The following is a 24,918-nucleotide window of genomic DNA, read 5'->3' on the forward strand; positions in this document are numbered from 1 at the left end:
ACATCCTCCCGCACCGCGGCGGTCAGCCCGGGGCAGGGTCGTACCCTGGCCTGCGGGCGTTGCTACTTACTAAGGGGTAGCGTGCGGAGGGGAGTCAGCATGGCCGGCGAAGCGGTTGCGCAGCACCAGGTCACGGCTGCGGAGGTGACGCGGGCCCTGAAACGGGCGAGCACCGGCAGGGCGCTCGACGCCGCCGAGGCGACGGCCCTGCTCTGCGCCGAGGGCGATGCCTTCGACGAGCTGCTCGCCCTGGCCGGCGCGGTACGCGACGCGGGCCTGCGCGACGCCGGGCGCCCGGGGGTCATCACCTTCTCCAAGAAGGTCTTCATCCCGCTGAGCCGCCTGTGCCGGGACCGCTGCCACTACTGCACCTTCGCCACGGTGCCGCACCGGCTGCCCGCCGCGTTCCTGGACCGCGACGAGGTGCTGGCCATCGCCCGGCAGGGCGCCGCGCTCGGCTGCAAAGAGGCATTGTTCACACTCGGCGACCGGCCCGAGGACCGGTGGCCGGCCGCGCAGCAGTGGCTGGACGAGCGCGGGTACGCCTCCACCCTGGACTACCTGCGCTCGGTGGCGATCGCCGTACTGGAGGAGACCGGCCTGCTGCCGCACCTGAACCCGGGCGTGCTGGGCTGGGCCGAGCTGCAGCGGCTGCGCCCGGTGGCGCCGAGCATGGGCATGATGCTGGAGACGACCGCGACCCGGCTGTGGTCGGAGCCGGGCGGCCCGCACTACGGCTCGCCGGACAAGGAGCCGGCGGTGCGGCTGCGGGTGCTGGCCGACGCGGGCCGGGTCGGGGTGCCGTTCACCACCGGAATCCTCATCGGCATCGGCGAGACGCACGCCGAGCGGGCCGACGCGCTGTTCGAGATCCGCCGCAGCGCCCGGGAGTACGGCCACCTCCAGGAGGTGATCGTGCAGAACTTCCGCGCCAAGCCCGACACCGCGATGCGCTCCGTGCCGGACGCCTCGGTGCGCGACCTGGCCGCCACGGTCGCCGTCGCGCGGCTGCTGCTCGGGCCGGGGATGCGGATCCAGGCGCCGCCGAACCTGATCGACGCCTCGTTTGAGCTGCTGGTCAGGGCCGGGATCGACGACTGGGGCGGGGTGTCGCCGCTGACCCCGGACCACGTCAACCCGGAGCGCCCCTGGCCGCACCTGGACGAACTCGCCGCGCTGACCGCCGCGACCGGCTTCGAGCTGCGCGAACGGCTCACGATCTACCCCGGGTACGTCCGGGGCGCCGAGCGCTGGCTCGACCCGCGCCTGCACCCGCACGTCGCCGCCCTCGCCGACGCCGACGGGATGGCCGTGGCCGACGCGCCGGTGACCGGCCGCCCGTGGCAGGAGCCCGAGGTCGAGGGCGGCATGGGCCGCACCGACCTGCACGCCACCATCGACACGTCCGGCCGCACCGGCGACCGCCGCGCCGACTTCGACACCGTGTACGGCGACTGGTCGGCCGTCTCGGAGGCGGCCGGGCGCGGCGCGGCTCCCGCCGTACACCTGGGGGCACTGGCCGAAGGCCTGCGGACGGCCCGGGACAACCCGGCGGACCTGCTTGAGCCCCGGCACGAGGACGCGGCGCTGGCGCTGCTGCACGCCGACGGCCCGGCCCTGGACGAGCTGTGCCGCATCGCCGACGACGTGCGCGCCGCCACCGTCGGCGACGACGTGACGTACGTGGTCAACCGCAACATCAACTTCTCGAACGTCTGCTACGTGGGCTGCCGGTTCTGCGCGTTCGCCCAGCGCGAGCGCGACGCCGACGCCTACCGGCTGAGCGTGGCGCAGGTCGCCGACCGGGCCGAGGAGGCGTGGCGCGACGGCGCCACCGAGATCTGCGTGCAGGGCGGCATCGACCCGCAGCTGCCCGTCTCGGTCTACCCGGACCTGGTCCGCGCGGTGAAGGAGCGCGTACCGGGCATGCACGTGCACGCCTTCAGCCCGATGGAGATCGTCACGGCCGCCGCCAAGGCCGGGGTGTCCGTGCACGACTGGCTGTCCCGGCTGCGCGAGGCGGGCCTGGACACCATCCCGGGCACGGCCGCCGAGATCCTCGACGACGAGGTGCGCTGGGTCCTCACCAAGGGCAAACTGCCCACCTCGGCCTGGGTGGAGACGGTCGAGACGGCGCACCGGCTGGGCATCCGGTCCAGCTCCACGATGATGTACGGCCACGTCGACCACCCCCGGCACTGGCTGGGCCACTTCCGGGTGCTCGCCGGCATCCAGGACCGCACCGGCGGCTTCACCGAGTTCGTGGCGCTGCCGTTCGTGCACACCAACGCCCCGATCTACCTCGCCGGGGTGTCCCGCGCCGGAGCGACCTGGCGCGAGAACCGGGCCGTGCACGCGATGGCCAGGTTGCTGCTGCATGGCCGGATCGACAACATTCAGTGCTCCTGGGTGAAGCTCGGGGACGAGGGCACCGTGGCGATGCTGAACGGCGGCTGCAACGACCTGGGCGGCACGCTGATGGAGGAGACGATCTCCCGGATGGCGGGCTCGGCGCACGGCTCGGCCCGTACCGTCGCGCAGCTGGAGGCGGTCGCCGCCGCCGCGGGCCGCCCCGCCCGGCAGCGCACCACCGCCTACGCCGTCACGCCCCGGCACGCCTCCCCCCGCCTTTGAATTGACGCTGGCCTATCTAGAGGACTACCTCGCGAAACTTGTCCTCTAGATAGGCCAATGTCGATGCCAAGTCGGCGTGGTGGCGTCACCGTGACGGCCGTCGCGTCGTTGTGCCCAGGGTGACGGACATCATCGGCCATCTGTCGGATCGCCGTCAGCCGGATGCCGTCAAGCTCGACACGCCAGCAGAATTTCGCCACGACACGCCCGGGATGCCGTTACCGCCCTCGGGTCTGGATCGATAGGGCAGTGGCGGGACAATGCCGCCGCACCGAACGGCCCCTGCGGGCGTGTACCAGAGTCAGCTTGACGGTGCACGTACGACACGCGTGTAATTCCGGTGGGGCCTGGAGGAAGCGGCAGCCACGAAACCGCCTATGTGGACAGATGCCCTCTCCAGGGTGGGGGGTTGCGCCGGTTGACCCCGGCGCGCATAAAGGAGGCAGCGGAGATGGACGGTCGCCCCGTCGTGGCGGATCTGCTGGGCAACGCGCCCGAGTGGCAGGAGCACGCGCTGTGCTCGCAGACCGACCCTGAGGCGTTCTTCCCTGAGAAGGGCGGATCGACCCGCGAAGCCAAGCGCATCTGCTCGCGCTGCGAGGTCAAGTCGGAGTGCCTGGAGTACGCGCTCTCGCACGACGAGCGGTTCGGCATCTGGGGCGGACTGTCCGAGCGCGAGCGCCGCAAGCTCAAGCGCCGGGCGGTCTGACGCCTGTCTCCTGCCCGGGTCGGGGGGCCCGGGCAGGAGGAAGTCTCAGCTGAGGTCCTCGGGGCTCAGCCCGAGCAGGTTCGCGACCTGCTCGACGATCACGTCCCGCACCAGCTCGCCCAGGTCGTCGCGGTCCGAGGCGCGGAACTCCAGCGGGCGCCGGTAGACCACGATCCGCGGCGGCACCCCGTGCCGCCCCGGACGTCCCGGCAGCAGCCGCGCCAGTGGCACCCGGCCGTCCTCCAGCACGTCGGAGTCGTACACGTTCAGGTCCGGCGGGACGTCCTCGACGGCGAACTCGACCCCGGCCAGCTCGGTGGCGAACTTCGCCTCCAGCGACTCGACCGTGTCCAGCACCAGCTCGTCGAAGACCTCCGCCTTGGTCCTGGCCAGCGGCACGCTCGCGGGCACCAGTCGGCCGCGCATGCCCCGCCCGTGGCGGTCGCGGCGTCGGCGTACGGCGGTGGGGCGGCGGCGGGCGGGACTGGTCACTTCGCCAATGTATCCCCGCCGGTCAGTTTCCCGTCGGGCCACGCCTGAGTGATCCTTCCCTCGGCGTGTCGCGGCCCATCCGCGGTTCCCTCGCCCGGCGGGGCGCTAACGTCACACGCCGTGAGGTCTCCACGGCGTTGCTCGCGTAACGGCTGCCCCCGGCAGGCGGTCGCAACGCTGACCTATGTCTACGCCGAGTCGACCGCGGTGGTCGGACCGCTCGCCGCGCACCAGGAGCCGCACACGTACGACCTGTGCGAGCCGCACGCGCTGAACCTGACCGCCCCCCGGGGCTGGGAGCTGGTCCGCTACGACGGCGAGTTCGAGCCGCCGCCGCCGACCACCGACGACCTGGTCGCCCTGGCCGAGGCGGTGCGCGAGGCGGCCCGTCCGCACCCGCGCGCGCCGGAGCCGCCGGAGCCGGCTCCGACCACCCACACTCCCGGCCGCCGCGGCCACCTCAGGGTCATCCCGCCCGCCTGAGGGCGGGCCTCCGGCGGTAAGGAAGGGCCCCTTCTTATCGCTTTACGACGAAGAAGGGCCCCTTCCAAACCTCGCGGAGCGGCGGCGCGGCTCGCGGCAGGCGAGCGGCGCGGGAGGTCGGCGGCGCGGGAGGCCGGCGGCGCGGGAGGTCAGCGGCGTAGGCGGGCGACGGCGTCGAGGGCGACGACCGCGCGCAGGCCCGCGTTGATGCCGAGCCAGCGCAGCGGCTCCGGTTCCCAGGCCGGGGAGCGGTGGTTGACCCAGGGCAGCGCGGTGCGTTCCGTCTCATGGCCGGTTACCAGGTCGGCCAGGGTCCGCCCGGCCAGGTTGGCGGCGGCCACGCCGTCGCCCACGTAGCCCCCGGCCCAGGCCAGGCCCGTGGCGCGGTCCAGGCCCACGGACGGATGCCAGTCCCGGGCGATGCCGAGCGGCCCGCCCCAAGCGTGGGTGAACTCGGTGCCGTCCAGGGCCGGGAACAGCTCGCGCAGCGTACGCCGCAGCGCCTGGTGCACCCGGGGTTCGAGGTCGTACGACGGCCGCACCGCCGAGCCGAAGTGGTACGGCGCCCCGCGCCCGCCGAACGCCAGCCGCCCGTCGGCGGTCCGCTGCCCGTAGACGACCAGCCTGCGCAGGTCGGTGAAGGTGGCCCGGTCGGCCAGCCCCGCCCCGTCCCAGAACGAGTCGGGCAGCGGCGCGGTGGCCACCATCAGCGAGTAGATCGGCACCACCGCGCGCCGGGCACCGGGCAGCCCCGGCGTGTACCCCTCGGTCGCCCGGACCACGACCGGTGCCCGGACGGTGCCGTACGCGGTGCGCACCGCACCCGGCGCCAGTTCCAGCGCCGGCGTCCGCTCGTAGATCGACACGCCCTGCCGCTCGACCGTGCGGGCCAGCCCGCGCGCCAGCTTCAGCGGGTGCAGCGCCGCGCAGTGCGGGTTCCACGTCGCGCCGTGCACGTCGGTGGCGCCGCAGCGGGCCCGTGCCTCGGCCGGTCCGAGCAGCTCCAGCCCGAACCCGTACGCGGCCGCCTCCGCCGCCTCGGCGCGCGCCTGCTGCCACTGCCGGGCGGAGCGGGCCAGCCCCAGCGCGCCGCCCTTGGCGAAGTCGCAGGCGACGCCCTCGGCGGCGGCGACTCGGCCGACCTCGTCGACGGCGGCGTTCATGGCGGCCTGGAACGCGACCGCCGCGCCCCGGCCGTGCCGCTGCTCCAGCTTGGGCAGCGAGACGGGCAGCAGGCCGGAGCACCAGCCGCCGTTGCGCCCGGAGGCGCCGAACCCGGCCTGCTCGGCCTCGACGATCGCCACGCGCAGGGACGGATCGGCCCGGCGCAGGTAGTACGCCGTCCACAGACCGGTGTAGCCCGCGCCGACGATCGCCACGTCGGCGTCGAGGTCGCCGGGCAGCCGCGGGCGGGGCGCGGCGGCGCCGCCCGCGGTGTCCCGCCACAGTGAGGTCACGGCCGGACCGTCACAGCAGGTTCGAGGCCCGGGTCAGTACGTCGCGCAGGATCTGCTCCATCTCGTCGAACTCGGTCTGGGTGCAGATCAGCGCGGGCGACAGCTGGATCACCGGGTCGCCCCGGTCGTCGGCGCGGCAGTACAGCCCGGCGTCGAACAGGGCGGTGGACAGGAAGCCGCGGATCAGCTTCTCCGACTCCTCGGCGTTGAACGTCTCCCGGGTCGCCTTGTCCTTGACCAGCTCGATGCCGTAGAAGTAGCCCTCGCCGCGCACGTCGCCGACGATCGGCAGGTCGTACAGCTTCTCCAGGGTGGCCCGGAAGGCGGGCGCGTTGGCGCGCACGTGGCCGACCAGGTCCTCGCGGGCGAAGATGTCGAGGTTGGCGATGGCGACCGCGCAGCCGACCGGGTGGCCGCCGAAGGTGATGCCGTGGGTGAACATCTGCCCGTCGGCCAGGAACGGCTCCATCAGCCGGTCACTGGCGATCATCGCGCCGAGCGGGGAGTATCCCGAGGTCAGCGCCTTGGCGGTAGTGATGATGTCGGGCTGGTAGCCGTAGTACTGCGCGCCGAAGTACTCGCCGAGCCGGCCCCAGGAGCAGATGACCTCGTCGGAGACCAGCAGTACGCCGTACCGGTCGCAGATCTCGCGGACCCGCTGGAAGTAGCCGGGCGGGGCGGGGAAGCAGCCGCCCGCGTTCTGCACCGGCTCCAGGAACACCGCGGCGACGGTCTCCGGCCCCTCCCGCTCGATGGCGCGGGCGATCTCGTCGGCGGCCCATACGCCGAAGGCCTCGTAGTCGTCGCCGTGCTCGGGCGCCCGGTAGAAGTTCGTATTCGGCACCTTGACGCCGCCGGGCACCAGCGGCTCGAACTCGGCCCGGAAGGCGGGCACGCCGGTGATGGACAGGGCGCCCAGCGAGGTGCCGTGGTAGGCCAGGTAGCGGCTGACCACCTTGTGCCGCAGCGGCTGGCCGACCTTCTTGAAGTAGGAGCGGGCGAGCTTCCACGCGCTCTCCACCGCCTCGGAGCCGCCCGTGGTGAAGAAGACCCGGTTGAGATCGCCGGGGGTCAGTGCGGCGATCCGCTCGGCCAGCTCGATGGCCTTCGGATGGGCGTACGACCAGAGCGGGAAGAACGCCAGCTCATGGGCCTGCTTGGCGGCCGCGTCGGCGAGCTCCGCCCGGCCGTGCCCCGCGTTGACGGTGAACAGCCCGGCGAGGCCGTCGAGGTACCGCTTGCCGTTGCTGTCCCAGACGTAGGCGCCCTCGCCCCGCACGATCGTCGGCACGTTGCCGTCGCGGTAGGCACCCATCCGGGTGAAGTGCATCCAGAGATGGTCGGTTTCCTTGCCCATGGTGAGGCTCCACTCAGAGGTACGTAGCCGTGTTGCCTACGGTTATCGCACACATATTTGCGGGAAGACAACCCTTCCAGTGCCATTATCGCTCGAACGCCACGGATTTCGTAGCGGCTAACCGGGGCCGGAACGTCCGGCCGTACCGTTGCGTCTAACAAGGGCGATTTGTGAGCTCTGGCACGCGGCCCCGCGTGGCTGGGCTCGTTTTGGGCAGAATTGTCGGCTGCCCGTTGTTCGATCAGGGGACTGTCGTTCCCGCAGCTGCAGAGGACCTCGATTGCGCGCTCCCGGCACCCTCTCCTCGCCCGCCCGTGCCCTGCTCCAGGCCGTCGGCCGGCCGATCACCCGCCGCCGGGTGCTCGGCGCGGCACTCGCGGGCGGTGCCGTCGCGGCCGGGGCCGCCACGCTGGGCGGATGCGGGCTGGAGGGCACCGGGGTCGCGACGGCGAGCTGCGCCGCCGCCGACCGCTCCGCCGCCGAGCGGCGCGTGGACTTCTCCAACTGGGTGCAGTACGTGGACGTCGATGAGCAGGATCCCGACCGGCGCCCGACGCTCGCCGCGTTCACCGCCCGGACCGGGATCAAGGTCGACTACACCGAGGACATCAACGACAACAACGAGTTCTTCGGCAAGATCCGGCCGCAGCTCGCCGGCTGCCAGGACATCGAGCGGGACCTCGTGGTCTTCACCGACTGGATGGCGGCGAAGTTCATCCGGCAGGGCCTGGCCCAGCCCGTCGACCCCGCCCGGATCCCCGCCGTGCACCGCAACGTGCTGCCGTCGCTGAAGCTGCGCTCGTACGACCGCGAGCTCGCGTACTCGATCCCGTGGCAGTCCGGGCTGACCGGGTTCGCCGTCAACACCCGGGTCGCGTCCGAGGTGCACACCGTCGACGAGCTGCTCACCCGGCCCGACCTCAAGGGCCGGGTGACCGTGCCGATGGAGATGTCCGACACGATGGCGCTGCTCATCGCCTCGCTGTGCAAGGACCCGGCGGACTTCACGCCCGAGGACTTCGACGCCGCGCTGGACAAGCTTGCCCGCGCGGTGCAGACCGGCCACATCCGCCGCTTCAGCGGCAACGAGTACGTCCAGGACCTGGCCAAGGGCGATGTCGCCGCCGCGATCGCCTGGTCGGGGGACGCGCTGCAGCTCAACGCGGCCGACGAGAAGGTCAAGTTCATCGCGCCGGACGAGGGCCTGCTGATCTGGTCCGACTGCGCGCTGATCCCGTCGACCGCCCGGCACGGCGCCAACGCCGCCAAGCTGCTGGACCACTACTACGACCCGGGTGTGGCCGCGGAGCTGGCGGCATGGGTCAACTACGTGTGCCCGGTGGTCGGGGCGCAGGAGGAGATGCTCAAGATCGACCCGGAGCTGGCCGAGAACGAGCTGATCTTCCCGAGCGCGTCGATGCTGGGCCGGGTGCGCGCGTTCAAGTCGCTGAGCGCCGCCGAGGAACGCGCCTACCAGGCGAAGTTCTCCGCCGTCATGGGCACCTGACGCCCGCCACCCCGCCCGCCACCCGCCACCCGCTTGGCATTGACGCTGGCCTATCTAGAGGACGGATTCACGAAAATCGTCCTCTAGATAGGCCAGCGTCAATTTGAAGGCGGGGCGGGGCGGGGCGGGGCGGGGCGGTGGTGGGCTGCCGGTCAGGCGGTGCCCCAGGAGTACGTCTGTTTGCGGAGCTTCAGGTACACGAACACCTCGGCGCCGACCACCCCGTCCACCGCCCGCACCTCGTGCAGGATCTCCAGCAGGTGGTCGTCGTTGCGGCAGACCGCCTCCAGCAGCAGGTCGTACGACCCGGCCGTGATCACCACGTAGTCGACCTCCTCGATCGACGCGATCCGGTCGGAGATCCCGTCGAGGTCGCCGGTCGTCTTGACCCCGATCATGGCCTGCCGGCCGAGGCCCAGCTGCAGCGGATCGGTGACGGCGACGATCTGCATGACGCCCGCGTCGATGAGCCGCTGCACCCGCTGTCTGACCGCCGCCTCGCTCAGGCCGACCGCTCGGCCGATGGTCGCGTACGGACGTCGGCCGTCCTCCTGGAGCTGCTCGATGATCTGTTTCGCGGTCTCGTCGAGCAGTGCGTGGTTGGCGTGGTTGAGCTGCGGGTGGCGGCGGACGGATCCGCGGGGCACCGTTGAGTCAGCGGGCGTCGGCAATGCCGGCCTCCTGAGGGACGTGAGCGATGAGGGTCGCCGGGTGGGGACCGGAGCCGGGCTCCGGTGGTCGAATCGTAACGCCGTTCGCGCCACGATTCCGGCACTGCTTGCCAGCGCTTGTAACGAAAACGTCACCTGTTGGCGACTTTCGGCCCCGGAATCCGTGGAGTCAGCTCAAGAACGCCACGGAATCCCTTGTCATGTGGTCCACGTCATGTAACTATCGTCGCGCCACAGCTTGTTAACCATCTGACAGCGGGGGGCCGGGATGACCGAGTTTTCGCCCAATCTGATCGGCGGTGCGAGCGCCGACGGTACCTCGGGTGAGCGGTTCCGCGTGACCAACCCCGCGGACGGCGGCACGGTGGCCGAGTTCGAGCTGGCGGGCGCCGCCGACGTCGAGGCGGCGGTGGCCGCCGCGCGGTCGGCGTTTCCCGGCTGGTCGGGGGCGACGCCCGGGGAGCGCTCCGGTGCGCTGACCCGGCTCGCGGGCGTCCTGGCCGAGCGGGCCGAGGACTTCGTGGCCGCCGAGGTGGCGCAGACCGGCAAGCCGGTGCGCCTGGCGATCGAGTTCGACGTGCCCGGCACGATCGACAACACCGCCTTCTTCGCCGGGGCGGCGCGCAACCTGGAGGGCAAGGCGGCGGGGGAGTACTCCGGGGACCACACCAGCATGGTGCGCCGGGAGGCGATCGGCGTGGTCGGCTCGATCTCGCCGTGGAACTACCCGCTGCAGATGGCGGCCTGGAAGATCCTGCCCGCGATCGCGGCGGGCAACACCGTCGTGCTCAAGCCCGCCGAGCTGACCCCGCTGACCAGTGTCATGTTCGCCCAGGCGTGCCTGGACGCGGGCATCCCGGCGGGCGTGGTCAACGTGGTGACGGGCCGGGGCGTGGCAGCCGGGGCGGCTCTGGTCGCTCATCCCGACGTGGACATGGTCAGCTTCACCGGGTCGACCGGGGTCGGGCGCCAGGTCGGCGCGGTCGCCGCGGGCGCGGTGAAGCGGGTGCACCTGGAGCTGGGCGGCAAGGCGCCGTTCCTGGTCTTCGACGACGCCGACGTGGAGGCCGCCGCCCAGGGCGCGGTGGCCGGTTCGCTGATCAACAGCGGCCAGGACTGCACCGCCGCGACCCGCGCGTACGTGCAGCGCCCGCTCTACGACCGTTTCGTGGCCCGGGTGGCGGAGCTGTTCGAGGGGGTACGGGCCGGCGACCCGCTCGACCCCGCGACCGACATCGGCCCGCTGATCTCCACCGCGCAGCGCGACCGGGTGGCGGGGTTCGTGGACCGGGCCCGCGCGGCGGGTGCCAAGATCGTCGTCGGCGGCCGGACCCCGGCCGACCTGGCCCACGGCGCCTACTACGCCCCGACCCTGGTGGTCGACGCGGCGCAGGACAGCGAGATCGTCCAGCAGGAGGTGTTCGGCCCGGTGCTGGTGGTGCTGCCTTTCGACGCCGATGATGAGGGTATGGCGCTGGCCAACGACACTCCGTACGGCCTGGCCGCGAGCGTGTGGACCCGGGACGTGTACCGCTCCCTGCGTGGCACCCGCGAGCTGCGGGCCGGCTGCGTGTGGGTCAACGACCACATCCCGATCATCAGCGAGATGCCGCACGGCGGCTACCGCCGGTCGGGATTCGGAAAAGACATGTCTACCTACTCGTTCGACGAGTACACACAGATCAAACACGTCATGTACGACCGCACCGCGGTGGCCGCCAAGCCGTGGCACCGCACCGTCTTCAAGTAGTTGATAACAGCAGCGTTCGGTAGTCCCCTCTTCTGTTAAGGAACGTTCGATGCCTCGTCGTATTCCTCTTTCTCCGCAGGCCCAGGCGGTTCTGGCGGCCATGCCGACGCGGCGCGGCGTGCTCCGGGGCGCGCTGGCCGGCGGCGCGCTCGCGGTGACCGGCGGTGCGCTGGCCGCCTGCGGCACCACCGGCACCGGGAGCAGCGGCCCGACGGCCAAGCCGTCCTGCTCCGTGCCGGACGTCTCGGCCACCGAGCGCACCGTGCTCTTCTCCAACTGGCCCGCCTACATCGACGAGGACGAGAAGAACGCCGACGTCCACCCGACGCTCGTGGCGTTCAAGGCCAAGACGGGCATCGATGTCAAGTACACCGCTGACATCAACGACAACAACGACTTCTACGGCAAGATCCGTACGCAGCTCACGAACTGCCAGACGATCGAGCGCGACATCGTGGTCTTCACCGACTGGATGGCGGCAAAGTTCATCCGCAACGGCTTCGCCCAGAAGTTCAGCCCGGACAAGGTGGCCACGTTCCTCAAGAACCTGTCGCCGTCGCTGAAGGGCCGCCAGTTCGACCCGAACATGGAGTACGCCGCCCCGTGGCAGACCGGTCTCACCGGCATCGCGGTCAACACCGGCGTGGCCAAGGAGGTGCACACCGTCGACGAGCTGCTGACCCGCGCCGACCTCAAGGGCAAGGTGACCGCGCTGACCGAGATGCGCGACACGATGGGCTTCATGCTGCTGTCGATGGGCAAGGACCCGGCCAACTTCACCACCGCCGACTACGACGCGGCGCTGGACAAGCTGAAGGCCGCGGTGGCCTCGGGCCAGATCCGCAAGTTCACCGGCAACGACTACGTGCAGGACCTGGCCAAGGGCGACATCGCCGCCTGCATCGCCTGGTCGGGCGACGTGATCCAGCTGGGCTTCGACAACGCGAAGATCAAGCTCATCACGCCGGACGAGGGCATGATGATCTGGTCGGACAACATGCTCATCCCGACCACGGCCGCGCACGCCTCCAACGCCCAGGCGCTGATCGACTACTACTACGACCCGAAGGTCGCCGCCGAGGTCTCCGCGTACGTCAACTACGTGTGCCCGGTGGCCGGAGCGCAGGAGGAGATGCAGAAGATCGACCCGGACCTGGCCGCCAACCAGCTCATCTTCCCCAGCGCCGAGACACAGTCCAAGCTCCACCTCTTCATGCCGCTCACCGAAGCGCAGGAGAAGGAGTACGAGGGCAAGTTCCAGTCTGCGATCGGGGCGTAGTCGGTGACCGACCAGGACCTGTGCATCGAGGGCGTCACCAAGACCTTCGGCAGCTTCACGGCGGTCGACGACCTCACCCTGACCATCCCCGACGGCTCGTTCTTCGCGCTGCTGGGCGCCTCGGGCTGCGGCAAGACCACCACGCTGCGGATGGTGGCCGGGCTGGAGGAGCCGACCGCCGGGCGGATCACGCTCGGCGGCCTCGACATCACCCGGATGCGGCCGTACAAGCGGCCGGTGAACACCGTGTTCCAGAGCTATGCGCTGTTCCCGCACCTGAGCGTGGCCGACAACGTGGCGTTCGGGCTGCGGCGCAAGGGCGTGAGCAAGGCCGACGCCCGGGGCCGGGTGGCCGAGATGCTCGACCTGGTCCAGCTCGGCCAGTACGGGTCGCGCCGCCCGGCGCAGCTGTCCGGCGGGCAGCAGCAGCGGGTGGCGCTGGCCCGCGCCCTGGTCAACAACCCGGAGGTGCTGCTGCTGGACGAGCCGCTGGGCGCGCTCGACCTCAAGCTGCGCCGCCAGATGCAGATCGAGCTCAAGCGCATCCAGACCGAGGTCGGCATCACCTTCGTGCACGTCACGCACGACCAGGAGGAGGCCATGACGATGGCCGACACGGTCGCGGTGATGAACGAGGGCCGCGTCGAGCAGCTCGGCGCCCCGGCGGAGATGTACGAGTTCCCCGCCTCGGCGTTCGTGGCCAACTTCCTGGGCCAGTCCAACCTGATCCAGGCGCAGGTCACCGGCCAGGCCGACGGGCACGTCACGGTCGACGCGCACGGCAACCGGCTGGCGGTGCCCGCGGGCCGGTGCCGGGTCACCTCCGGCAGCGCCCTGCTGGGCGTACGCCCGGAGAAGCTGCACCTGGCCGCGGACCCGGCCGCCGTCCCGCAGGGGCACGCCGCCGTCGGCGGCGTCGTCACCGACGCCTCCTTCACCGGCGTCTCCACGCAGTACCTGGTGCGTGCCCCCTGGGGCAGCGAGCTGACCGTGTTCGTGCCCAACTCGGGTGTGACCGCGCCGCAACTGCCCGGCGCCGAGGTGCACGTGCACTGGGCCCCGGCGCACTCGTTCCTCGTGGGGAGCTGACCGTGGCGGCTCTGCTCCCCACCGCCGGAGGCACGGGCGCGCCGGTCGACGCCCCGCCCGCGTCGCCTCCGGCGGGCATGCGCGCCCGCCGCTGGGTCCCGTACGCGCTGCTCGCCCCCGGTCTGCTCTGGCTGATCGCCTTCTTCATCGTGCCGGTGTGGCAGCTGTTCGCGGCGAGCCTGTGGGACCCGAACGGCTCGGTCGAGACCGGCTACGCCATGACCTGGTCGTGGAGCAACTACGCCACCGCCTGGGACATGTTCCACGTCCAGTTCCTGCGCTCGCTCTGGTACGCCCTGATCACCACCGTGGTCTGCGTGCTGCTGGCCTACCCGCTGGCGTACGCGATCGCGGTCAAGGGCGGGCGCTGGAAGAACCTGATGCTGGTCGGCGTGATCGCGCCGTTCTTCACCAGCTACCTGGTGCGCACCTACTCGTGGAAGGCGATCCTGGCCGACACCGGTCCGGTGGTGGAGTTCCTGAAGTGGATCCACGTGCTGGGCCCGGACGGCCGCCTGCTGGCGACCGAGTTCGCCGTGATCGCGGGGCTGGTCTACAACTTCCTGCCGTTCATGGTGCTGCCGCTGTACGCCAGCCTGGAGAAGCTGGACGTGCGGCTGCTGGAGGCCGCCCGGGACCTGTACCACGGGCCGGTGCGCAGCTTCCTGCGCGTCACGCTGCCGCTGTCCATGCCCGGCGTGGTGGCGGGCACCCTGCTCTGCTTCATCCCGGCCACCGGCGACTACGTCAACGCGCAGCTGCTGGGCGGGCCGAACACCCAGATGATCGGCAGCGTGATCCAGTCGCGGTTCCTGGTGGTCAACGACTACCCGATCGCGTCGGCGCTGTCGGTGATGCTCATGGCCACGATTCTGGTGCTGGTCACGATCTACGTCAGCACCGCGGGCACGGAGGAGGTCGTCTGATGCGCTCCCTCTGGCGCTGGTTCGCGGAGAAGTGGGTGTTCCTGCTGGGGCTGATGCTGCTCGGGTACCTGTTCGTCCCGATCGCGGTGGTGCTGCTGCTGTCGTTCAACCAGCCGGGCAGCCGCAACACCACGTACGTGCTGGACTTCAACGACCTGCACTTCACGATGGACAACTGGACGAACATGTGCGGCGCGGCGGGCCTGTGCGACTCGCTGCAGCGCAGCATCATCATCGGGTTCTGCGCGACGGTGCTTTCGACGATCCTGGGCACTCTGATCTCGTTCGCCCTGGTCCGCTACCGGTTCATCGGGCGGGGTGCCACCAACACCCTGATCTTCCTGCCGATGGCCACGCCGGAAATCGTCATGGGTACTTCGTTGTTGACACTGTTCATCGGGGCGAAGTTGCCGCTGGGCTTCTTGACGATCCTGATCGCGCATGTCATGTTCTGCATATCGTTCGTGGTGGTCACCGTGAAGGCACGGCTGGCCGGACTTGATCCGAGGCTGCAGGAGGCGGCGATGGACCTCTACGCGACGCCGTGGCAGGCGTTCCGTCTGGTCATCCTGCCCCTGGTCATGCCCGGGATCATGGCGGCGGCGCTGCTGGCGTTCTCGCTCAGCTTCGACGACTTCATCATCACGAACTTCGTGACCGGCACCAGCGGCTACGACACGTTCCCCATGTTCATCTGGGGCTCGAACCTGCGCGGCATCCCGCCGCAGGTCAACGCCGTGGCCAGTGCCATGTTCCTGATCTCGTTCGCGTTCGTCATCGCGGGCCAGCTGCGCACCCGTCGCCGCTCCGCCCGTCGCGCCGCGACCAGCTGATCGTCTGAACGGCCGCCGACCCGGCACGCGTCAAGCGTGTACCGGCTCGGCGGCCGTTTGGTATTCCCGGACAAAACGTTTATCCGGGGAAAACTCAGGATAAGAGGGCACAAAAACCCTCGGGATTGGTAGAAGGAGGAGATCGGCTCATGCGGGCCAAAGGATCAAAACTGTGGGCGTCGGCGCTAGCAGATGCGTCGCCGACGCCGTACTGGACGGACCGGCCGGAGCGGCCGGCACCCGTACCCCCACTGACCAGCGCGACCACCGCGCAGCTGGCCGTGATCGGGGGCGGCTACAGCGGCCTGTGGACGGCGCTGGCGGCCAAGGAGCGCGACCCGTCGACCGACGTGGTGCTCCTGGAATCGGGGGTGTGCGGCCACGCCGCCTCCGGACGAAACGGTGGCTTCTGCTCCGCGAGCCTGACCCACGGGCTGGCCAACGGGGTGGACCGATTCCCGGGCGAGATAACCGAGCTGGAACGGCTCGGCCGGGAGAACCTCGACCAGATCGAGGACACGCTGGTGCGGTACGGCATCGACTGCGACTTCGAGCGCACCGGTGAGCTGGAGGTGGCCACCTCGGCGTACCAGCTGGACTGGCTGCACGAGTCGGCGGAGCTGACCCGGTCCATGGGCTACCACGCCGAGGTGTTCGACGCCGACCAGGTGCGGGCGCAGGTCGACTCGCCCACCTACCTGGGCGGGTGGTGGGACCGCGACCGGGTCGCCATGCTCGACCCGGCCAAGCTGGCCTGGGGCCTGCGGCAGGCGTGCCTGTCGCTGGGGGTGCGCATCTACGAGGGCACACCCGTGCTCGGCGTGGCCACCCAGCGCGACGGCCTCGTCCTGCGCACGCCGCACGGCGAGGTGCGGGCGAGCCGGGTGGCGCTGGCGACCAACGCCTTCGGGCCGCTGGTGCGCAAGCTCAAGCGCTACCTGATCCCGGTGTACGACTACGCCCTGATGACCGAGCCGCTGAGCGACGCCCAGCTGGCCGCGGTGGGCTGGCGCAACCGGCAGGGCCTGGGCGACTCGGCCAACCAGTTCCACTACTACCGGCTCACCGCCGACAACCGGATCCTGTTCGGCGGGTACGACGCGATCTACCACTTCGGCAACCGGATCGCGCCGACGCTGGAGCAGCGGGAGGCCACCTTCGAGCGGCTGGCAGAGCACTTCTTCACCACGTTCCCGCAGTTGGAGGGGCTTCGCTTCTCCCACAGCTGGGGCGGGGTGATCGACACCTGCACCCGGTTCTGCGCGTTCTTCGGCACCGCCTTCGGCGGGAGGCTGGCGTACGCGGCCGGGTACACCGGACTCGGCGTGGGCGCGACCCGCTTCGGGGCCCAGGTGATGCTCGACCAGCTGCACGGACTCGACACCGAACGCACGAGGCTCGACTTCGTCCGCAGCAGGCCCTGGCCGCTGCCGCCGGAGCCGCTGCGCTCGCTCGGCATCCAGCTCACCCGCTGGTCGCTGGCGCGCGCCGACGAGCACCAGGGCAGGCGCAACCTGTGGCTGCGCACCCTGGACCACGCCGGCCTCGGTTTCGACTCCTGACCCGGTAACCCCACCGGCACCCCCAGCCCCTTGCGTGACGCGCCGGCGGGCTGGGACGGCACACCTTTGAATAGCCACCCGCACGCGGTTCGAAAGCCGCGTCGTTGAAGGGACTGTTATGCGTATCCTGCTGGTCGGCGCTGGCGGCGTCGGCAGTGCAGCAGCCTCCATCGCCGCACGCCGTGATTTCTTCCAGCTCATGGTCGTGGCGGACTACTCCCTGGAGCGGGCCCAGCGTGCCGTCTCCGGGTTGGATGCCCGTTTCGTGGCGGCCCGGCTCGACGCCACCAACGTCGACGACGTCGCCGCGCTGTGCCGCGAGCACGGCATCACCCACGTGCTGAACGCGGTCGACCCCCGCTTCGTCATGCCGATCTTCGACGGGGCGTACGCCGCGGGCGCCGACTACCTCGACATGGCCATGTCGCTGTCGCGCCCGCACCCGACCGACCCGTACACCCGGACCGGCGTCATGCTCGGCGAGGAGCAGTTCGCCAAGGCCGTCGACTGGGCCGCCAAGGAGCGGCTGGCCCTGGTCGGCATCGGCGTCGAGCCCGGCCTGTCCGACATCTTCGCCCGGTACGCCGCCGACCACCTGTTCGCCGAGATCGACGAGATCGGGGTGCGGGACGGGTCCAACATCACCGTGGACGGGTTCGACTTCGCCCCGTCGTTCTCCATCTGGACCACCATCGAGGAGTGCCTCAACCCGCCGATCGTCTGGGAGCGCGAGCGCGGCTGGTTCACCACCGCCCCGTTCAGCGAGCCCGAGGTGTTCGACTTCCCCGAGGGCATCGGGCCGGTCGAGTGCGTCAACGTGGAGCACGAGGAGGTCCTGCTCATCCCGCGCTGGGTCGACGCCCGGCGGGTCACCTTCAAGTACGGCCTGGGCAGCGAGTTCATCGAGATCCTGAAGACGGTGCACAAGCTCGGCCTGGACTCCACCCGCCCCATCGCGATCGGCGGCGGCAAGTCCCCGGTCATGGTGTCGCCGCGCGACGTGCTCGCCGCGCAGCTGCCCGACCCGGCCACGCTGGGCTCGCGCATGCGCGGCAAGACCTGCGCCGGCACCTGGGTGCGCGGGCGCGGGCTGGACGGCAAGGCCAGGGAGGTCTACCTGTACCACGTGGTCGACAACGAGTGGTCCATGCGCGAGTACGGCCACCAGGCCGTGGTGTGGCAGACGGCCGTCAACCCGGTCGTCGCGCTGGAGCTGCTCAGCGAGCGGATCTGGCAGGGCACCGGGGTGCTCGGCCCGGAGGCGCTGGACCCGGTGCCGTTCCTGACCAAGCTCACCGAGTACGGCTCCCCCTGGGGCATGCGCGAGCAGCAGCCCTTCCGCCCCACCGGCAACCAGCTCCGCCAGCAGGTGGCCGCCTGACCCGCTGCGCTCGCGGCCCCGGGTTGCTGCGGTTTCCCCGAAACTGCAGCAACCCGGGGCCTTTTTCGGGCACTTTCCCCGAAACTGCAGCCTGGGTCAGGCGGTGGTGGTGAAGGCTTCCTCCAGGATGGAGAGGCCGCGGTCGAGGTCGGCGTCGGAGATCACCAGCGGCGGCAGGAACCGGAACACGTTCCCCCAGGTACCGCAGGTGAGGGTCAGCAGGCCGGCCGCGTGGCAGGCCTTGTTGACCGCGCCGGTCAGGACCGGGTCCGGGTCCAGGGTGCCGGGCTTGACCAGTTCGATGGCGACCATGGCGCCCCGGCCGCGTACCTCGGCGATCCGGGGGTGGGCGGCGGCCAGCTTCGTCAGCCGGTCGGTGAGCACCCCGCCGATGCGCCGGGCGGCGGCGTTGAGGTCCAGCTCGCGCATGGTCTGGATCGACGCCAGGGCGGCGGCGCAGGCGATCGGGTTGCCGCCGTACGTCCCGCCGAGCCCGCCCACGTGCACCGCGTCCATCAGCTCGGCCCGGCCGGTGACCCCGGCCAGCGGCAGCCCGCCCGCGATGCCCTTGGCGACCGTGACCAGGTCGGGCACCACGCCTTCGTGCTCGCTGGCGAACCAGTCGCCGGTACGGCAGAACCCGGTCTGGATCTCGTCGGCGACGAACAGCGCCCCGTTGGCCCTGGCCCAGCTCGCGAGTGCGGGCAGGAACCCCGGCGCGGGCACGACGAACCCGCCCTCGCCCTGCACCGGCTCGATCACGATCGCGGCCACGTTCGCCGCGCCCACCTGCGTGGTGATCTCGTCGATGGCACGGGCGGCGGCCTGCTCGCCGGTCAGGCCGTCGCGCAGCGGGTACGACATCGGCGCCCGGTAGACCTCCGGGGCGAACGGCCCGAACCCGTGCTTGTACGGCATGCTCTTCGCCGTCAGTGCCATGGTCAGGTTGGTGCGCCCGTGGTAGCCGTGGTCGAACACCACGACCGCCTGCCGCCCGGTGGCGTACCGGGCGATCTTGACGGCGTTCTCGACCGCCTCGGCACCGGAGTTGAACAGCGCCGACCGCTTCTCGTGCGTACCCGGGGTCAGCCCGTTCAGCTGCTCGCACACCGATACGTACGACTCGTACGGCGCCACCATGAAGCAGGTGTGGGTGAACAGCTCGACCTGCCGTTTGACCGCCTCGACCACCGCCGGGGCGCTGTTGCCCACGCTGGTGACCGCGATCCCGGCCGCGAAGTCGATCCACTCCCGCCCGTCGACGTCGCGCAGCGTGCCACCGGAGGCGCGCTCGACGTAGGAGGTGATGGTCGAGCCGACGCCCCTGGCGACGGCGGCGGTGCGGCGGGCGTGGATGTCCGAAGAGGCGCTCAAGGTCATTCTCCGATGTTGTGCATGACGTGCTTGACCCGCGTGTAGTCCTCCAGGCCGTACGCGGACAGGTCCTTGCCGTATCCGGACTGCTTGAAGCCGCCGTGCGGCATCTCCGCGACCAGCGGGATGTGGGTGTTGACCCAGACGCAGCCGAAGTCCAGCCGCTTGCTGATCCGCATAGCCCGCCCGTGGTCCGAGGTCCACACGCTGGAGGCCAGCCCGTACCGGCAGTCGTTGGCGTACTTCAGCGCCTGCGCCTCGTCGGCGACCTTCTGCACCGTGATGACCGGCCCGAACACCTCGTCGGTGACGATCTCGTCGCCCTGGACCAGGTCGGCCACGACGGTCGGCTCGAAGAAGTAGCCGCGGTCGCCGACGCGGTTGCCGCCCGCGGTGACGCGCGCGTGCGCCGGGAGCCGCTCGATGAAGCCGGTGACGCGGGCCAGCTGGTTGGCGTTGTTGAGCGGGCCGAACAGCACGTCGGAGTCGTCGGGCGCGCCGGTCCTGAGGTTGCGGGCCTGCTCGGTCAGCGCGTCGACGAACGCGTCGTACGCCCCCTCGGTGACCAGCACGCGGGTGGCGGCGGTGCAGTCCTGGCCGGCGTTGAAGAACCCGGCGATGGCGATGCCCTCGGCGGCGGCGGCGATGTCGGCGTCGTCGAAGACCATGACCGGCGCCTTGCCGCCCAGCTCCAGGTGGGTGCGCTTGATCGCGGGCGCGGCCGCGGCGGCCACCTCGGACCCGGCCCGGGTGGAGCCGGTGATCGAGACCATCGCCGGGGTCGGGTGCGAGACCAGGGCGCGGCCGGTGTCGCGGTCGCCGCAGACCACGTTGAACACCCCCGGCGGCAGGAACTCCGCAGCGATCTCGGCCAGCAGCAGCGTCGACATCGGCGTGGTGTCCGACGGCTTGAGCACGACCGTGTTGCCCGCCGCGATCGCCGGGGCGAACTTCCAGACGGCCATCAGCAGCGGGTAGTTCCAGGGCGTGACCTGCGCGCAGACGCCGATCGGCTCGCGGCGCACGTAGCTGGTCATGTTCGCCATGTACTCCCCGGCCGAGCGGCCCTCCAGCAGGCGGGCGGCGCCGGCGAAGAAGCGGATCTGGTCGATCGCGGGCGGCAGCTCCTCGCTGGCGGTCAGCGCCAGCGGCTTGCCGGTGTTGCGGCTCTCCAGGGCGACCAGTTCGTCGGCGCGCGCCTCCACCGCGTCGGCGATCCGCAGCAGCGCCTTCTGCCGCTCGCTGGGCGTGGTGTCGCGCCAGGCCTCGAACGCGGCAGCCGCCGCGGCCATGGCGTTCTCGATGTCCTGCTTGCCCGAGACCGGGGCGCTGGCGAGAACCTCGCCGGTGCAGGGGTCGATCAGGTCCGCGTAGCCGCCGTCGACCGGCGCCACGTACTTACCGTTGATGAAATTGGCGAGCTGTTCTGTCCTCGGTGGCATAGGGCAATCTTCGCTACGAAATCCGCAACGAGCAAGGGTCTTGAGCAACTGTTTCCGTGCAGTAGGGTGGCCTTATGGCCGATCAGACCCCGTTCTGGATCGCGGGCGCGCCCGAGTCCAGTGATGATCTTGTAGTTGTGCGCAACCCCTACGACGGGCGAGTGGTCGGGCAGACCTCCAACGCCACCGAAGCACAGGTGGAGGCTGCTGTCGCGGCCGCCGCGCGGGTGGCACCCGTGGCGGCCCGGCTCCCGGCCGCCGCCCGCGCCGCCGCCCTCGACCACGTCAGCCGCCGCCTGGCCGAGCGGGGCGACGAGGTCGCCGCGCTGATCAGCGGCGAGAACGGCAAGCCGCTGATGTGGGCGAAGGCCGAGCTGAACCGCGCCGTGTCGACGTTCCGGTGGGCGGCCGAGGAGGCGCGGCGGTTCGCGGGCGAGCTGATGCGGCTGGACACCGACCCGGCCGCGGCCGGGCGGATGGCCGTGGTCCGCCGCTTCCCCAAGGGGCCGGTGCTGGGCATCAGCCCGTTCAACTTCCCGCTGAACCTGGTCGCGCACAAGGTCGCCCCGGCGATCGCGGTGGGCGCGCCGATCGTGGTCAAGCCCGCCCCGGCCACCCCGCTGTCGGCGCTGCTGCTGGGCGAGCTGCTGGCCGAGACGGAGCTGCCTGCGGGCATCTTCTCGGTCGTACCGGTGCCGAACGACCGCGCCGCCGCGCTGGTCGCCGACCCGCGCCTGCCGGTGGTGTCGTTCACCGGCTCGGGGCCGGTCGGCGCGAGCATCCAGCAGGCCGTGCCGCACAAGCACGTCACGCTGGAGCTGGGCGGCAACGCCGCCGCGGTGGTCTGCGGCGACTACGCCGACCTGGACTGGGCGGCGCAGCGCATCGCCCTGTTCAGCAACTACCAGGCGGGGCAGAGCTGCATCGCGGTGCAGCGGGTGATCGTGCACCGGGACCGGCTGGAGGCGTTCGTGCCCAAGCTGGTCGCGGCGGTCCAGGCGCTCAAGGTCGGTGACCCGGCGGCGGCCGATACGCAGGTGGGGCCGCTGATCACCGAGGCGGCGGCGGAGCGGGTCGAGGCCTGGGTGGCCGAGGCGGTCGCCGCCGGCGCCCGCGTCCTGACCGGGGGCGTACGCGACGGCGCGAACTACGCGCCCACCGTGCTGGTCGACGTCCCGGCCGGGGCGAAGGTGGCCTGCGACGAGGTGTTCGGACCGGTGCTGGTGGTGTCGGCGGCCGACTCCGACGACGACGCGTTCGCGGCGGTCAACGACTCGGCCTTCGGGCTCCAGGCGGGCGTGTTCACCCGAGACCTGCAGACGGCGTTCACCGCGCACACGGTGCTGCAGGTCGGGGGCGTGATCGTCGGCGACGTGCCGTCGTTCCGCGCCGACCAGATGCCGTACGGCGGCGTCAAGGGCTCCGGCGTCGGCCGCGAGGGCCTGCGCAGCGCCATGGACGACTACACCGACCCGCGCGTCCTCGTGCTCACGGGCCTGGCGCTGTAGCCCGCGATCCGCCCGGGAGCGCGGGCTCCCGGGCGGACCGCCGGACGTCAGACGGCCGCGGGCTGGTCCAGGAACAGGTGGCGGACCACCCGCTCGGCGGCCCGGCCGTCGTCGAGGTGGCAGAAGCGGCGCCGGAACTTGGCCCGCGCCAGCTCCATCTCAGGGCTGCGTACCTGGTCGTGCTCGAACAGCCAGACCAGGTCGTCCTGGGTGCGGCAGAACGGCCCCGGACCCTCGGTGGCCAGGTCGAAGTAGGTGCCCCGGGTGGCCCGGTAGACGTCCCAGTCGGGCGCGTAGATCACGATGGGCCGGTTGAGCACGCCGAAGTCGAACATGACCGACGAGTAGTCGGTGATGAGGACGTCGGTGGCCAGGTACAGGTCCTCGATGCTGGGGTGGTCGGACACGTCGCGGACCTGCGGGTGGGCGGCCACCCCAGAGGTGTCGCGGTCGTAGAAGTAGTGCGCGCGCGTCAGCACCACGCCGTCGGGCCCCAGTGCCTTGGCCAGCGCCACCGGGTCCAACTGGAGGTCGAACCCCGTGGCGTAGTCGCGGTGCGTCGGCGCGTAGAGGACGACCTTCTGGTCGGGCCGGATGCCCAGCTCCGCGCGCACCTTGGCCGCGTCCTCGGCGGTGGCCGTGGACAGGACGTCGTTGCGCGGGTAGCCGTACTCCAGGGACTGGTAGTTGCTCGGGTAGACCCGGCCCCAGACCTCGGTGGAGTAGGTGTTGGCGGCGAGGCTGTAGTCCCAGCGGTCCACGCGCTTGAGCAGCTTGCCGAAGTTCATCTTGCGCGCCGTCAGGGCGTAGCGCATCTCGTCGATGCCCATCGACTTCAGCGCGGTGCCGTGGTGGGTCTGCAGGTGCACGCTGCCCTTGCGCTTGACCACGAAGTCCGGGAAGTTCACGTTGTTGATGAACCAGCGGCCCCGGGCCAGCACCTTGAAGTAGCGCCACGAGTTCTCGACGACGTAGTCCACGCCCGCCGGCACGTCGCCGACCCGGTCGGCCTTGACGATCCACACACCGCGCACGTCCGGGGTGAGCTCCCGGGCCCGCTGGTAGATCGCGCCCGGGTTGCAGCGGACCCCGCGCCCCCAGTATGCCGAGTACACGGCGAGCTTCTGGTCGATCGGGCGGCGGCGCTGCACGCTGTAGTACGCGTACTGCAGCTTGCGCCGGGTGCCGGAGAGGCGTTTGCGCAGCTTGCGCTTGGCCCCGCGCAGCTTGCGGCGGACCTGGTCGAGGCGGCCGTGCGCGTAGCGCAGCGAGCGGTACCCGAGCCAGCTGCCGAGCGCGAGGATGCGGTGGCGGGCCGGGCTGGCGTCGGCCGGTAGGACGAACCCGTCCGCGGTCAGGTGGCGCTTGCGCAGGGCCACCGACTCCCGGAAGAACCGGCTGCGCGAGCCGGGGTTCAGACGGCGGTCGTTGCCGAGCACGACCAGGCAGTGGTTCAGGGCGTGGCCGAGCACCCACGGCCGGATCCGGGCGCCGTCGGCGGCTCGGGCGAGCCGGGCGAAGACCAGGTCGTACTGGGCGAAGACCTCGAAGTGGCGGTCGCTGGTCGTGCCCAGGATCGAACCGGAGCGGCGCTGGCGGTAGAGCACGCAGATCCGGGGCAGCACGCTGATCCGCTCCGCGTGGGCCAGCAGCGGGTACGTGAACGGCAGGTCTTCGTACCAGCCGGTGGGGAAGGGCAGGTCGGCGGCGAGGAGGAACTCGCGCCGGACGACCTTGTTCCAGGCGCAGGGGAACAGGCGCAGCAGCTCCGGCCGCTCGGCGATCCGGAAGACGTCCGGCTGCGCGGGGTCGCTGAGCAGCCCGTGCAGCATGTTGCGCTTCTGCGCGCCCCACCAGTACGTCCGGGCGTAGTCGACGATCAGCACGTCGGGGGTGGTGGCCGCCAGCCGCTCGGCGACCGCGGCCAGGCTGCCGTCGGTCAGCGAGTCGTCGCTGTCGACGAACCAGACGTACTCGCCCGTGGCGACGGCGAGACCGGCGTTGCGCGCCCCGCCCAGGCCGACGTTCTCCGGCAGGTGCAGCGGCCGCACGCGGAAGTCGCGCGCGGCATACTCGTCGATGATCGCGCCGCATCCGTCGGGGGAGCGGTCGTTCACCGCGATGACCTCGATATCGCGGAATGTCTGATTCAAGATTGAATCCAGACATTCGCGCAGATACGGCTGCACATTGTAGATGGGCACCACAATGCTGATTTTCGCCATGTTCAATTCCCCGTTGAGCCGCTGATCGGACGCCACCCCCTGGCACGCGGAGGGTCGGAACCGACATGACTCAGCGGGAAGTGCCTGAAGGCGAAGACGGCCTCGAAAGTAACAGCGTCTGAACAGTCGGTTAATTGGCTGTGAAGCTAATCACTCACAGAATGGCGGGTCTTTCGTGATGGGTGCCGAATAAGGGTCTCGAAGGCCGAATGCGGCATCGCCTGATTGGACAGCACCTT

General features: G+C 70.9%; 19 protein-coding genes. 12 read left to right on the plus strand and 7 right to left on the minus strand.

Annotation, left to right across the window (positions count from 1 at the left end):
• Nucleotides 1-99 precede the first annotated feature (99 nt).
• Nucleotides 100-2,634: a bifunctional FO biosynthesis protein CofGH gene (locus QEZ54_RS05835; RefSeq protein WP_281303412.1), complete on the plus strand. Its 2,535-nt coding sequence runs from the start codon at nucleotides 100-102 to the stop codon at nucleotides 2,632-2,634.
• A gap of 451 nt (nucleotides 2,635-3,085) precedes the next feature.
• A complete protein-coding gene (locus QEZ54_RS05840) occupies nucleotides 3,086-3,343 on the plus strand; it encodes a WhiB family transcriptional regulator (protein WP_203755039.1) in 258 nt (85 codons plus the stop codon).
• Nucleotides 3,344-3,388: 45 nt separating this feature from the next.
• On the opposite strand, the gene QEZ54_RS05845 is transcribed toward QEZ54_RS05840, so the two are convergent.
• A complete protein-coding gene (locus tag QEZ54_RS05845; protein ID WP_254548813.1) occupies nucleotides 3,389-3,769 on the minus strand; it encodes a metallopeptidase family protein in 381 nt (126 codons plus the stop codon).
• 186 nt (nucleotides 3,770-3,955) lie between these two features.
• Here QEZ54_RS05845 and QEZ54_RS05850 point away from each other — a divergent pair, with 186 nt between their 5' ends.
• Nucleotides 3,956-4,318, plus strand: a complete 363-nt coding sequence (locus QEZ54_RS05850; protein ID WP_281303413.1) for a DUF3499 domain-containing protein — start codon at nucleotides 3,956-3,958, stop codon at nucleotides 4,316-4,318.
• Between the two features lie 149 nt (nucleotides 4,319-4,467).
• Here QEZ54_RS05850 and QEZ54_RS05855 read toward each other — a convergent pair whose 3' ends face one another.
• Together QEZ54_RS05855 and QEZ54_RS05860 are read right to left on the minus strand one after the other, a co-directional pair.
• Nucleotides 4,468-5,775, minus strand: a complete 1,308-nt coding sequence (locus QEZ54_RS05855) for an FAD-dependent oxidoreductase (RefSeq protein ID WP_281303414.1) — start codon at nucleotides 5,773-5,775, stop codon at nucleotides 4,468-4,470.
• 10 nt (nucleotides 5,776-5,785) lie between these two features.
• On the minus strand, nucleotides 5,786-7,132 hold the full coding sequence (locus tag QEZ54_RS05860; protein ID WP_281303415.1) for an aspartate aminotransferase family protein: 1,347 nt from the start codon (nucleotides 7,130-7,132) through the stop codon (nucleotides 5,786-5,788).
• A gap of 280 nt (nucleotides 7,133-7,412) precedes the next feature.
• Here QEZ54_RS05860 and QEZ54_RS05865 point away from each other — a divergent pair, with 280 nt between their 5' ends.
• On the plus strand, nucleotides 7,413-8,639 hold the full coding sequence (locus QEZ54_RS05865; RefSeq protein WP_281303416.1) for a spermidine/putrescine ABC transporter substrate-binding protein: 1,227 nt from the start codon (nucleotides 7,413-7,415) through the stop codon (nucleotides 8,637-8,639).
• 152 nt (nucleotides 8,640-8,791) lie between these two features.
• On the opposite strand, the gene QEZ54_RS05870 is transcribed toward QEZ54_RS05865, so the two are convergent.
• Nucleotides 8,792-9,286, minus strand: coding sequence for an Lrp/AsnC family transcriptional regulator (locus QEZ54_RS05870; RefSeq protein ID WP_348650512.1), 495 nt, complete (start codon nucleotides 9,284-9,286; stop codon nucleotides 8,792-8,794).
• Nucleotides 9,287-9,578: 292 nt separating this feature from the next.
• Here QEZ54_RS05870 and QEZ54_RS05875 point away from each other — a divergent pair, with 292 nt between their 5' ends.
• The 7 genes from QEZ54_RS05875 (at nucleotide 9,579) to QEZ54_RS05905 (ending at nucleotide 18,130) form a co-directional block, all read left to right on the plus strand.
• A complete protein-coding gene (locus QEZ54_RS05875; RefSeq protein WP_281303417.1) occupies nucleotides 9,579-11,060 on the plus strand; it encodes a gamma-aminobutyraldehyde dehydrogenase in 1,482 nt (493 codons plus the stop codon).
• A gap of 100 nt (nucleotides 11,061-11,160) precedes the next feature.
• The gene (locus QEZ54_RS05880) at nucleotides 11,161-12,339 is read left to right on the plus strand and encodes a spermidine/putrescine ABC transporter substrate-binding protein (protein WP_281303418.1); all 1,179 of its coding nucleotides are present in this window, start codon (nucleotides 11,161-11,163) and stop codon (nucleotides 12,337-12,339) included.
• Nucleotides 12,340-12,342: 3 nt separating this feature from the next.
• A complete protein-coding gene (locus QEZ54_RS05885; protein WP_281303419.1) occupies nucleotides 12,343-13,428 on the plus strand; it encodes an ABC transporter ATP-binding protein in 1,086 nt (361 codons plus the stop codon).
• A 2-nt stretch (nucleotides 13,429-13,430) separates the two neighbouring features.
• The gene (locus QEZ54_RS05890; RefSeq protein WP_348650513.1) at nucleotides 13,431-14,354 is read left to right on the plus strand and encodes an ABC transporter permease; all 924 of its coding nucleotides are present in this window, start codon (nucleotides 13,431-13,433) and stop codon (nucleotides 14,352-14,354) included.
• The gene (locus QEZ54_RS05895; protein WP_281303420.1) at nucleotides 14,354-15,187 is read left to right on the plus strand and encodes an ABC transporter permease; all 834 of its coding nucleotides are present in this window, start codon (nucleotides 14,354-14,356) and stop codon (nucleotides 15,185-15,187) included. Before QEZ54_RS05890 ends, QEZ54_RS05895 begins: the two co-directional genes overlap by 1 nt.
• Nucleotides 15,188-15,336: 149 nt before the next feature.
• Nucleotides 15,337-16,749: an FAD-dependent oxidoreductase gene (locus QEZ54_RS05900; RefSeq protein WP_281303421.1), complete on the plus strand. Its 1,413-nt coding sequence runs from the start codon at nucleotides 15,337-15,339 to the stop codon at nucleotides 16,747-16,749.
• 118 nt (nucleotides 16,750-16,867) lie between these two features.
• Complete coding sequence (locus QEZ54_RS05905; protein WP_281303422.1) at nucleotides 16,868-18,130, plus strand: saccharopine dehydrogenase C-terminal domain-containing protein; 1,263 nt, start codon at nucleotides 16,868-16,870, stop codon at nucleotides 18,128-18,130.
• 96 nt (nucleotides 18,131-18,226) lie between these two features.
• Here QEZ54_RS05905 and gabT read toward each other — a convergent pair whose 3' ends face one another.
• The gene (gene gabT, locus QEZ54_RS05910) at nucleotides 18,227-19,504 is read right to left on the minus strand and encodes a 4-aminobutyrate--2-oxoglutarate transaminase (RefSeq protein WP_281303423.1); all 1,278 of its coding nucleotides are present in this window, start codon (nucleotides 19,502-19,504) and stop codon (nucleotides 18,227-18,229) included.
• 2 nt (nucleotides 19,505-19,506) lie between these two features.
• The gene (locus QEZ54_RS05915; protein ID WP_281303424.1) at nucleotides 19,507-20,946 is read right to left on the minus strand and encodes a gamma-aminobutyraldehyde dehydrogenase; all 1,440 of its coding nucleotides are present in this window, start codon (nucleotides 20,944-20,946) and stop codon (nucleotides 19,507-19,509) included.
• 74 nt (nucleotides 20,947-21,020) lie between these two features.
• On the opposite strand from QEZ54_RS05915, the gene QEZ54_RS05920 reads away from it, so the two are divergent.
• Nucleotides 21,021-22,454, plus strand: a complete 1,434-nt coding sequence (locus QEZ54_RS05920; RefSeq protein ID WP_281303425.1) for an aldehyde dehydrogenase family protein — start codon at nucleotides 21,021-21,023, stop codon at nucleotides 22,452-22,454.
• A gap of 47 nt (nucleotides 22,455-22,501) precedes the next feature.
• On the opposite strand, the gene QEZ54_RS05925 is transcribed toward QEZ54_RS05920, so the two are convergent.
• Nucleotides 22,502-24,679 carry a bifunctional glycosyltransferase family 2 protein/CDP-glycerol:glycerophosphate glycerophosphotransferase gene (locus QEZ54_RS05925; RefSeq protein ID WP_281303426.1) on the minus strand — a complete coding sequence of 726 codons (2,178 nt, stop codon included), beginning with the start codon at nucleotides 24,677-24,679 and terminating at the stop codon, nucleotides 22,502-22,504.
• Nucleotides 24,680-24,918: the final 239 nt, after the last annotated feature.

Source organism: Catellatospora sp. KI3, from assembly GCF_029948125.1.
Taxonomy (GTDB): Bacteria; Actinomycetota; Actinomycetes; order Mycobacteriales; family Micromonosporaceae; genus Catellatospora.

Coding starts and splice junctions, on each gene's coding strand:
- QEZ54_RS05835 (WP_281303412.1), top strand. CDS start 100: ATGGCCGGCGAAGCGGTTGCGCAGCACCAGGTCACGGCTGCGGAGGTG.
- QEZ54_RS05840 (WP_203755039.1), top strand. CDS start 3,086: ATGGACGGTCGCCCCGTCGTGGCGGATCTGCTGGGCAACGCGCCCGAG.
- QEZ54_RS05845 (WP_254548813.1), bottom strand. CDS start 3,769: ATGCGCGGCCGACTGGTGCCCGCGAGCGTGCCGCTGGCCAGGACCAAG.
- QEZ54_RS05860 (WP_281303415.1), bottom strand. CDS start 7,132: ATGGGCAAGGAAACCGACCATCTCTGGATGCACTTCACCCGGATGGGT.
- QEZ54_RS05875 (WP_281303417.1), top strand. CDS start 9,579: ATGACCGAGTTTTCGCCCAATCTGATCGGCGGTGCGAGCGCCGACGGT.
- QEZ54_RS05880 (WP_281303418.1), top strand. CDS start 11,161: ATGCCGACGCGGCGCGGCGTGCTCCGGGGCGCGCTGGCCGGCGGCGCG.
- QEZ54_RS05895 (WP_281303420.1), top strand. CDS start 14,354: ATGCGCTCCCTCTGGCGCTGGTTCGCGGAGAAGTGGGTGTTCCTGCTG.
- QEZ54_RS05900 (WP_281303421.1), top strand. CDS start 15,337: ATGCGGGCCAAAGGATCAAAACTGTGGGCGTCGGCGCTAGCAGATGCG.
- QEZ54_RS05905 (WP_281303422.1), top strand. CDS start 16,868: ATGCGTATCCTGCTGGTCGGCGCTGGCGGCGTCGGCAGTGCAGCAGCC.
- QEZ54_RS05915 (WP_281303424.1), bottom strand. CDS start 20,946: ATGCCACCGAGGACAGAACAGCTCGCCAATTTCATCAACGGTAAGTAC.
- QEZ54_RS05920 (WP_281303425.1), top strand. CDS start 21,021: ATGGCCGATCAGACCCCGTTCTGGATCGCGGGCGCGCCCGAGTCCAGT.
- QEZ54_RS05925 (WP_281303426.1), bottom strand. CDS start 24,679: ATGGCGAAAATCAGCATTGTGGTGCCCATCTACAATGTGCAGCCGTAT.